The sequence below is a fragment of the Enterobacter mori LMG 25706 genome (assembly GCF_000211415.1).
Classification (GTDB): Bacteria; Pseudomonadota; Gammaproteobacteria; order Enterobacterales; family Enterobacteriaceae; genus Enterobacter; species Enterobacter mori.
The window spans coordinates 123,734-133,580 of sequence record NZ_GL890778.1 but is presented as its reverse complement, the minus strand read 5'-3'; the positions used below and the strand labels follow the sequence as shown (position 1 = coordinate 133,580).

At 53.9% G+C, this 9,847-nt stretch carries 7 protein-coding genes; 2 read left to right on the top strand and 5 right to left on the bottom strand.

Features of this window, described 5'->3' with window-relative positions:
- Positions 1-18 precede the first annotated feature (18 nt).
- The 5 genes from ENTMO_RS0116830 to ENTMO_RS0116810 form a co-directional block, all read right to left on the bottom strand.
- Positions 19-1,662: a multidrug ABC transporter permease/ATP-binding protein gene (locus ENTMO_RS0116830; RefSeq protein WP_010433437.1), complete on the bottom strand. Its 1,644-nt coding sequence runs from the start codon at positions 1,660-1,662 to the stop codon at positions 19-21.
- 75 nt (positions 1,663-1,737) lie between these two features.
- Positions 1,738-2,388 carry a DNA oxidative demethylase AlkB gene (alkB, locus tag ENTMO_RS0116825; protein ID WP_010433436.1) on the bottom strand — a complete coding sequence of 217 codons (651 nt, stop codon included), beginning with the start codon at positions 2,386-2,388 and terminating at the stop codon, positions 1,738-1,740.
- Positions 2,388-3,446 (bottom strand): bifunctional DNA-binding transcriptional regulator/O6-methylguanine-DNA methyltransferase Ada, encoded by a 1,059-nt coding sequence (gene ada, locus ENTMO_RS0116820; RefSeq protein WP_010433434.1) that lies wholly within the window; start codon positions 3,444-3,446, stop codon positions 2,388-2,390. Before ada ends, alkB begins: the two co-directional genes overlap by 1 nt.
- Positions 3,447-3,518: 72 nt before the next feature.
- The gene (gene apbE, locus ENTMO_RS0116815; RefSeq protein ID WP_010433433.1) at positions 3,519-4,574 is read right to left on the bottom strand and encodes an FAD:protein FMN transferase ApbE; all 1,056 of its coding nucleotides are present in this window, start codon (positions 4,572-4,574) and stop codon (positions 3,519-3,521) included.
- 104 nt (positions 4,575-4,678) lie between these two features.
- Positions 4,679-5,770: a porin OmpC gene (locus ENTMO_RS0116810; RefSeq protein ID WP_010433432.1), complete on the bottom strand. Its 1,092-nt coding sequence runs from the start codon at positions 5,768-5,770 to the stop codon at positions 4,679-4,681.
- A 742-nt stretch (positions 5,771-6,512) separates the two neighbouring features.
- On the opposite strand from ENTMO_RS0116810, the gene rcsD reads away from it, so the two are divergent.
- Together rcsD and rcsB are read left to right on the top strand one after the other, a co-directional pair.
- The gene (gene rcsD / locus ENTMO_RS0116805; RefSeq protein WP_010433430.1) at positions 6,513-9,185 is read left to right on the top strand and encodes a phosphotransferase RcsD; all 2,673 of its coding nucleotides are present in this window, start codon (positions 6,513-6,515) and stop codon (positions 9,183-9,185) included.
- A 16-nt stretch (positions 9,186-9,201) separates the two neighbouring features.
- Positions 9,202-9,847 (top strand): response regulator transcription factor RcsB (rcsB, locus tag ENTMO_RS24265; RefSeq protein WP_010433429.1); only part of this gene is annotated, 646 nt, incomplete at its 3' end.

The window sequence follows — 9,847 nt, the reverse complement described above, 5'->3', positions numbered from 1 at the left end:
AGGGTTAGGGTGAGGGCATCAGGCCGTGCGCGCCACCGCGTCACGCGATGCTGCATCGCGTTCTTCACCGGTCAGCTCGCTCAGCGTGCCGTCGCGCATCTCCAGCAGACGGTCGGCGTGAATGAAGTAATGATCGTCGTGGCTGATGGCAAAAATGGTTTTGCCCATCTCCTGCATCAGCGGCAGCAGCACCTGATAAAACTCGCGGCGGAAATGCGGGTCCTGATCGGCCGCCCATTCATCCAGCAGGATGATGTCACGCTCTTCCGCCAGGGCCAGCAGCAGCGCCACGCGCTTTTTCTGCCCTTTCGAGAGCTTAAGGTTCAGGATCTTGCCGTCCTGAAGCTCAAGCTTGTGCGACATCTGCAGATGCCCAAGCCACTTCTCCACCAGCGCCGGATTGGCCTGCTGGCCTTCCGGCCCCAGCAGCCGATCAAACAACCATACGTCGGTAAATACCGCCGAGAAAAGCTTGCGGTAATCCTCCGGTTTCTCTGCACTCAGCGCCTTACTGTCCAGCAAAATCTCGCCCGACTGCGGTTGATAAAGCCCGGTCAGCAACATCGCCAGCGTGGATTTACCGCTGCCGTTGCCGCCAATCAGGAACAGCAGCTCGCCACGGTGAATCGTCAGGTTAACTGGCCCCACGGAGAAGGCGTTATCCTGATAGCGGAACGTGACGTTACGCAGTTCCAGCGTCTGCCAGTTCGGGAAGGCCTGCGGACGCGGGAATTCAGCCTTAAACGGCGCGAGATCGAATTTTTTGAGCTTATTAAATGCCACCTGCGCACTCAGCAAGGTGGGCAACGCACCGACGGCCGAGAGCAGCGGCGTGCGCAAAAACAACAGCGTCAGCGAGTAGGTTGCCGCCACGTTGGTGTCCGCCCAGCCCAGGCTGTTCGCCATCCAGAACACCAGGCCAATGGCACCCAGCATCATGATGTTCGACCAGTTCACCGCGCTCAGGTGGAAGGTATCGGCGCGAATGATGTGATGCCGGTATTCGCGCGCGTCCGGGATATAGAGATTATTGAAAATATGCTCGGCGCGCTCGCGGTTAAGGGTCAGCTCTTTGCGCCCTTCCAGCACCGTCTGGTAATCGTTGTAAAGTTTATCTTCGGTTTCGCGAAGTACCGCCATGTGTTTGTAGACGCGCGACACCAGCAGGAACCCGCCCCAGATGGTGATGACAATCCACAGCGCGGTAACCGCCAGCATTTTAGTGGAGAGCCAGGCAAGGTAGGCCGCCGAACCGAAGGTCAAAATGATACCTTGCACCAGCTCCGGCAGACGCACAAAGGCGATGGTTATGGCGCGCACGTCGCTGGTCAGCCCTGCAAGCAGGGAGGCACTGCCGAGTTGCTCCACGCGCTCAACCTGCGTGTCGAGGATCCGCTTGATAAATTCGCTGCGCAGACGGAAAACGAAGTGGTGGCCGAGCGCGGTCAGGGCCAGCTGTGAACCCAGCGTGACCGCCATCAGCAGCAGCAATAAACCCAGGAATTCCGGCAGAACGGCCAGCGAGGAGTCGACCATTTCAATCAAACGGACGTTGATAAAGGCGATCAGGCCGATACCCAGCGCGGCACTGGCAAGGCTTAACGCCATCACCGCAATAAAAGGCCAGCGATACTGACGCCAGACAAGAAGAAGTAGTTGCATGCAGAGCAATCCGGACAAGAAAATCAGCCCGCAGTGTAAACTGCCTTGCGTTTACATCAAGAATAATTCTTATTTTTATTCGCCATAAGCCGCCTGACGGAACGTCAGGTTAAAGCGAAACGCCCCCGTTTGCGGGTGAACACCAGGTTTAAGCGGTTGAATGCCGTGATAAAAGAGCCTCGACTCGCCGCCCCAGACCACCACATCACCGTGCTCCAGCATCAGACGCTTAAGCGGATCGTTACGACGTAATCCACCAAACTGAAAGACAGCGGGCAGACCCAGAGAGACCGAAACGATTGGCGCGCGCAGATCCGGCTCATCCTTATCCTGATGCAGCGACAGTTTTGCCCCGACGGCATAGCGGTTGATCAGACAGGCATCCGGCTGAAAATCGGCATACCCGGCGGCAACCGCAGCCTCGTGGCAGAGTCGCTGAAACGCATCCGGCATCGGCGGCCACGGCTTGCCGGTGGTGGGATCATTGGGCGCATACAGATAGCCGCGTTCGTTGGTCGCCCAGCCGAGTTGACCGCAGTTGGTCATCGCCACCGACATGGTATACCCGCCCGGCGTCACCATATGGCGAAATGGCGAGACGGCCGCCACCTCATCAATGCCAGTCAGTAACGCCGCTGCGCGGGAAAGCGCAAAGCGGCGCAGGATAACCGCCCCCGGCGCGAGCGGCTCCTGCCAGGGCTCCGTATCGGCAAAAAGATCGAGCATTATTCCTCCCGGCGACTCGCCTCACGTTTAAGCAATATCGCTTTTCGTGCCGTCCCCCAACGATAACCCGAAAGCGCCCCGTCGTTTCGCACTACGCGATGGCAGGGAATGACGATCGCCAGTTTGTTTGCGGCGCAGGCACCTGCCACGGCGCGTACGGCATTGGGTTTACCCATCGCCTTTGCCACCTGTTGGTAGCTTGCCGTTTCACCACAGGGAATGTTGCGAAGGGCCTGCCAGACCTGCTGCTGAAAAGCCGTTCCGCGGATATCCAGCGGAAGCGCCAGCGGCACCGAGCGGCTGTCAAGAGTGCTCATCACCTGCTGGATGCGCTGCGCGAACGGACCTTCAAGCACTTCTCGCTCCGCACGGGGAAACAGCGTCAACAGCTCCCCTTCTAAAGTCGCATCGTCGTCACCCAGCAGGATTGCGCAGATCCCGCGCTCGCTTTCGCCAACCAGACAACGCCCGAGGGAACAGTCGCTAATGGCGTAACGAACCGCGACATCCCCGCTGCGGTACTGCTTCGCCGTCATCCCCAACGCCTCATCGGCTTTCCGGTAATAACTGCTGCTATCGGGAAACCCTGCCGCCAGTACAGCGTCGGTAATTTTATCCCCCTGCGCCAGCGCGCTGCGCAGACGATGTTCCCGCGCGGCCTGCTGCCAGGCTTTAGGCGTCATGCCGGTCACGGATTTAAACAGACGGTGGAAATGAAAAGGACTGCTGGCAACCTTCTGCGCCAACGCCTCCAGCGTTAACGCCGGATCCTGCTCCAGCAGGCGGCAGGCCTGTTCAACTTTCGCCAGCGTCTGCTGATGTGGGTTGAGCTTGTCCGGCATACAGCGTTTGCAGGGGCGAAAGCCGTCCTGAACAGCGTGCTGAGCATCAGGATAGAAGCGGACATTTTTACGCAGCGCGTGGCGGGCACGACAGGACGGACGGCAATAAATCCCCGTCGTCTGAACCGCAAAGACAAACTGATTATCGGCGCGAGGATCGCGGCCAAGCACGGCTTGCCAGCGATCTTCATCGGTAGTAAAGGTTACGTTTTTCATCATCAGCTCCTCTTACAAGCATAATCCTACCTTGCCCGAGTGCCACCGAACAAAAACCCGCAACCTTGCTTTTTAATTTTTTTCGCTCACCAGGAAGCCCGTAAACTGCGGCGAGCTCCAGGTTTTGAACCCGTCGCCCTCTTTGGTGATCATATAGACCGCGAGCTGTTCCTGCCGCGCCACCTCTTTGGCCTTTTCCGGGCCGAGTACCATCAGGCCGGTATCCCAGGCATCCGCTTCCAGTGCCGTCGGCGCGATCACCGTAACGGAAACAAGATTATGGGTAATCGGACGGCCGGTCTGCGGATCGATGACATGCGAAATGCGTTTGCCGTCGAGCTCATAATAGTTGCGATAGCTTCCCGAGGTGCTGATCCCGTGGCCGTTGATATCCACAATAGCCTGCACCGCGTTTTGCCGATCGGTGGGTTTTTGAATGGCCACCCGCCACGGTTTGCCACTGGCGTTCATCCCCCGGCTGACGAGCGCACCGCCCACCGAGACCAGATAGCGGGAAATGCCTTCACGCTCCATCAGCGCCGCAAGATGATCTGCCGCATACCCCTCGCCTACCGTTGAGAGATCGACAAAGAGATCGGGAATGTCTTTTTGCAGATATTGTTGACCGTACTGGTTAATGACCGTCAGGTGTTGCAGCCCGGTGCGCGCGCGGGCGTCATCAATCGCCGCCTGGTCAGGCGTGGTCACCGGCTGCTTGTTGGGGCCAAATCCCCACAGATTCACCAGCGGCCCGACGGTCACGTCCATCGCGCCGTTGGTTTTATACCCCACGCGCATTGACTCCGTCACAATATCTGCCATGGCTTCACTCACCGGCCACAGAGAGGTGCTGGTTGAGAGGTTAAAACGCATGAGCGCGGAGTCGTTTTTATAGGTTGAAAGCAGCTGGTCGTCAGCGTCGAGCTGGGACTGAATTTTGCCGCGAAGTTCGTCAGCCCGCGCCGTGTCGATATGCATGATGCTCACGCGCCAGAAGGTGCCCATCGTTTTCCCTTCCAGCACCGTCGCCGCTGGCGCGTCAGTTTGTGCTGAGGGTGCAGGCGCGTCACACGCTGTCAGGAAAAAAAGCGTAGCCAGAACGCTGGCGCGTAAAAAAGTCATATCCATTCATTATTATCCTCATGCCAGGGCGGCAAGAGTACACCAAAATGGTCTCGTTGTAAGACCCAAAAAAAGGGGCCAGAAGGCCCCTTAGTCACGCAATGAAGCGATTAGAACTGGTAAACCAGACCCAGCGCGACGACATCGTCAGTGCTGATGCCAGCGTTACGAGTGAAGTCGTTCTCGTCCAGCAGGTTGATTTTGTAATCAACATAGGTGGACATGTTTTTGTTGAAGTAGTAGGTCGCGCCCACGTCAACGTATTTCAGGATATCCTGGTCGCCGTAGCCGTTTTCCAGATCCTTACCTTTAGACTGCAGGTAAGCCACGGATGGACGCAGACCGAAGTCGAACTGGTACTGTGCAACCACTTCGAAGTTCTGTGCTTTGTTAGCCCAGCCCAGATCGCCCGCGCGGGTCGCGTTGTAGGTCTGGGTGTACTGTGCAGCCAGGTAGAGGTTGTTCGCGTCGTATTTCAGACCACCGGTGTAGGTGTCAGCACGATCGCCGGTACCGAAATCCATGTCGTTCTGGGAGCTGGTACGTTTAGAACTGGTGAGAGCAGTACCGATACCGAAGCCTTCGCCCAGATCGTAAGTGATAGAACCACCGTAGCCATCACCGTTCTGACGGAGTGCAGAACGACCGTTGTTGGTCTGATCTTCACCGCTTACGCTACCGTTTTTACCCTGATACTGCAGCGCGAAGTTCAGGCCATCAACCAGACCGAAGAAGTCCTGGTTACGGTAGGTCGCGAAGCCATTACCACGCTGCTGCATGAAGTGGTCAGAACCGTAGGTGTCGCCGCCGAATTCTGGCAGTACGTCAGTCCAGGAGGTGACGTCGTAAACAACACCGTAGTTACGACCGTAATCGAAAGAACCCGCGTCAGCAAATTTCAGACCCGCGAACGCCACACGCGTCCAGGAGTTGTTTTCGTTTTCGCCGGAGTTACCCTGAATCTGGTATTCCCACTGGCCGTAACCGGTCAGCTGGTCATTAACCTGCGTTTCGCCCTTGAAGCCAAGACGCATGTAGGTCTGGTCGCCGTCAACGCTGTCGTCATCAGAGAAATAGTGCAGACCATCAACTTTACCGTACAGATCTAATTTGTTGCCGTCTTTGTTATAAATTTCAGCCGCATTTGCTGCGCCTGCTACCAGCAGTGCTGGTACCAGGAGGGACAGTACTTTAACTTTCATTTTATTAACCCTCTGTTATATGCCTTATTATTACCACTGCTTACTGATTAACCCTCTTAACCAGTCGGCAACTTCATTCTCCTCAAAAATACAGAATAATCCAACGAGAATATGATACGAAAACTTTTAAGATGTTTCATTTACCTATCAAGATGTTTCAATTTGTAAACATCAAGGAACTTTTACAAAGCACGCAGGGGTTAAAAATATAGCACCAATAATCAAAATGAAAAAAAATTAACTTAAAATCAGTTGGTTATATAAAAAACCGTGACAGCACTGAATGATAAAACAAAACAAGCCAATATCACTAAAATAACTCTCGCTATCATCATTAACTTTATTTATTACCGTCATTCAGTTTTGAATGTCTGTTTATCCCTAATTGAACCGAATGCCGAGCGTTCGGTTTTTTTTTACCTTTCTTTACGTAATTATATTTTTCTTGTGCTACCACCCCGAAATCGTAACGACTATTAACTAAATCGGCCCCTGACCCTTCGCAGACCCGCATCATTTCTACAAAACTCAATTTCTTGTTTATTCGTGCTATTCCTGAAGAGATGTTGACTTATATTTATACATCCCGCTGTCATTTGTACATATTTTACGCACCGAGCGCTGTGGACATTCTCAGTGGAAAAAGTCCGTCATTCTCAGACCATGACGCTGGAAATTCAGGTTTTACCCTTTATACTGCCGTATCCCCTTAAAGCACGGCCATCACGGGTTAAAGATATCAATGAGTCAGACTGAAACTACCGCCCTGAGCAAATTCTCCCTCCTTCCGGGGAGCATCACCCGTTTCTTTCTACTATTGATCGTTGTGCTGTTGGTCACGATGGGGGTCATGGTTCAAAGTGCGGTCAATGCCTGGCTGAAGGACAAGAGTTACCAGATCGTTGATATCACTCATGCGGTCCACAAACGGATCGACACATGGCGCTATGCGACCTGGCAGATCTACGACAACATTGCCGCCGCGCCCGCAACCACCACCGGGGAAGGATTACAGGAGACACGCCTTAAGCAGGATGTGTATTACCTGGAAAAACCTCAGCGTAAGACAGAAGCCCTGATTTTCGGTTCGCATGACAGCGCGACGCTTGAGATGACGCAGCGCATTTCAACCTATCTTGATACTCTCTGGGGCGCAGAGACCGTGCCCTGGTCGATGTACTATCTGAACGGTCAGGACAACAGCATGATCCTGATCTCTACCCTGCCGCTCAAAGACCTCTCATCCGGATTTAAAGAGACGACGGTAGGCAGCATTGTGGATTCACGCCGCGCAGAAATGTTGCAGCAAGCCAACGCCCTAGATGAGCGCGAGAGTTTCTCCTCATTGCGCCGTCTGGCCTGGCAAAATGGGCATTACTTTACGCTGCGCACGACGTTTAACCAGCCGGGACACCTCGCAACCGTGGTGGCGTTCGATCTGCCGATCAATGACCTGATCCCCCCGGACATGCCGCTGGACAGCTTCCGCCTGGAGCCTGACAACAGCACGCAAAACCTGCGCAACCCGCCGGACAAAGAAGGGACAGAGAGTGTCTCTATTTCATTTAACGGCTCAAAAATAGAAATTGCGTCATCGTTAAATTCAACCGGCATGCGTCTGGTGTGGCAGGTACCGTTTGGCACCTTGCTGCTTGATACATTGCAAAACATCCTGCTGCCGCTGCTGCTGAACATCGGTTTGCTGGCACTGGCGCTGTTTGGCTATAGCACGTTCCGCTTCCAGCCGGGACGTCAGAGTGACGCCTCTGCCGTATCTGCGGGCACCAGTAATGAACTTCGCGTATTGCGCGCCCTGAATGAAGAGATTATTTCGGTGCTGCCGCTCGGGGTGCTTGTTCACGATCAGGAAGCCAACCGCACGGTGATGAGCAACAAGATTGCCGATCACCTTCTGCCCCACCTCAACCTGCAGAACATCACGACGATGGCGGATCAGCGCCAGGGGGTAATTCAGGCAACCATTAATAACGAGCTGTATGAGATCCGTCAGTTCAGCAGCCAGGTTGCATCCCGTACGCAAATCTTTGTTATTCGCGATCAGGACCGTGAAGTGCTGGTCAACAAAAAGCTCAAGCAGGCGCAGCGGCTTTACGAGAAAAACCAGCATGGCCGCACGGCGTTTATGCAAAATATTGGTGATGCGTTCAAACAACCGTTAAAAACGCTGGCTGCTCAGGCTGCGGGTCTGAATACGCCAGAAGGCCAGCAGTTGACGAGCCAGGCCGAGTCGCTGGTGCGTATGGTCGACGAAATCCAGCTTGCAAACATGCTGGAAAATGACATCTGGAAAGGCACTCCAACGCTCTTTTCTATCCAGGATCTGATCGATGAAGTGGTTCCGGAGGTGCTCCCGGTCATTAAGCGCAAAGGGCTGCAGCTGCTGATCAACAACCACCTCCCGGCGAATGACGAGCGCCATGGCGATCGCGAAGCGCTGCGTCGGATCCTGCTGATGCTGATCCAGTATTCGGTCACCACCACCCAGATCGGGAAGATTACTCTCGAAGTCAGCACTGACGAATCGACGGAGGATCGCCTGACGTTCCGTATTCTGGACACGGGTGAAGGCGTCACCGTAAGTGAAATTGATAATCTGCACTTCCCGTTCCTGAACGATACCCAGAGTGACCACTACGGCAAAGCGAACGCCCTCACCTTCTGGCTGTGCGATCAGCTGGCACGTAAACTGGGCGGTCACCTGAATATTAAGGCGCGTGAATCCCTCGGCACACGCTACTCGCTGCATGTCAAAATGGCGGCGAATCCACAGGAAGAAGATGAAGAACGTCTGCTGGATGATGTGGTGGTGATGGTCGATGTGACCTCAAACGAGATCCGCAATATCGTGGTTCGCCAGTTAGAAAACTGGGGTGCGGCCTGCATCACGCCGGACGAAAGGCTTGCGAGTCAAGAATTTGATCTATTTTTAACTGATAATCCGTCTAATCTTACTGCCACAGGCTTGCTTTTAAGCGATGATGAGTCAGGCGTGCGAAAAATCGGCCCAGGCCAGCTGCGCGTCAACTTTAATATAAGCAATGCGATGCAGGAAGCTGTACTACAACTTATAGAAGAGCAACTGGCGCAGGAAGAGATAGCGGAATCACCGTTAGGCGGCAATGAAAATGCCGAGCTCCACGCCAGCGGATACTATTCACTCTTTGTTGATACAGTACCAGATGATGTTAAGCGGTTGTATACTGAGTCCGCTGCGAATGATTTTGCAGCGCTGGCACAGACAGCACACCGGCTTAAAGGGGTGTTTGCCATGCTTAATCTGGTTCCCGGCAAGCAGTTATGTGAAACGCTGGAACATCTAATTCGTGAGAAAGATGCCTCTGGCATTGAAAAATACATCAGCGACATGGACACCTATGTCAAGAGCTTGCTGTAGCAAGGTAGCCTTATACATGAACAATATGAACGTAATTATTGCCGATGACCATCCGATTGTACTGTTCGGTATTCGCAAATCACTTGAACAGATCGAGTGGGTGAATGTAGTCGGTGAATTTGAAGACTCTACAGCACTGATCAATAACCTTCCTAAACTTGATGCACACGTGCTCATTACCGACCTGTCCATGCCTGGAGACAAATACGGTGATGGGATCACGCTCATCAAATACATTAAACGTCACTTCCCGGACATCTCGATCATCGTTCTGACCATGAACAACAACCCGGCGATCCTGAGCGCAGTGTTGGATCTGGATATCGAAGGGATTGTGCTGAAGCAAGGTGCACCAACCGACCTGCCAAAAGCGCTGGCAGCGCTGCAGAAAGGCAAGAAATTCACGCCTGAAAGCGTCTCCCGCCTGCTGGAGAAAATCAGCGCGGGTGGCTATGGCGACAAGCGCCTGTCTCCAAAAGAGAGCGAAGTTCTGCGTCTCTTCGCAGAAGGTTTCCTGGTAACCGAGATTGCCAAGAAGCTGAACCGCAGTATTAAAACCATCAGCAGCCAGAAGAAATCAGCAATGATGAAACTGGGTGTGGACAATGATATTGCGCTGCTCAACTATCTCTCCTCCGTGACGCTGAGCGCAACGGATAAGG

What these genes read in the sequence shown, in the direction of transcription:
- ENTMO_RS0116830 (WP_010433437.1), bottom strand. Translation starts at nt 1,662, where the DNA reads ATGCAACTACTTCTTCTTGTCTGGCGTCAGTATCGCTGGCCTTTTATT.
- alkB (WP_010433436.1), bottom strand. Translation starts at nt 2,388, where the DNA reads ATGCTCGATCTTTTTGCCGATACGGAGCCCTGGCAGGAGCCGCTCGCG.
- ada (WP_010433434.1), bottom strand. Translation starts at nt 3,446, where the DNA reads ATGAAAAACGTAACCTTTACTACCGATGAAGATCGCTGGCAAGCCGTG.
- apbE (WP_010433433.1), bottom strand. Translation starts at nt 4,574, where the DNA reads ATGGATATGACTTTTTTACGCGCCAGCGTTCTGGCTACGCTTTTTTTC.
- ENTMO_RS0116810 (WP_010433432.1), bottom strand. Translation starts at nt 5,770, where the DNA reads ATGAAAGTTAAAGTACTGTCCCTCCTGGTACCAGCACTGCTGGTAGCA.
- rcsD (WP_010433430.1), top strand. Translation starts at nt 6,513, where the DNA reads ATGAGTCAGACTGAAACTACCGCCCTGAGCAAATTCTCCCTCCTTCCG.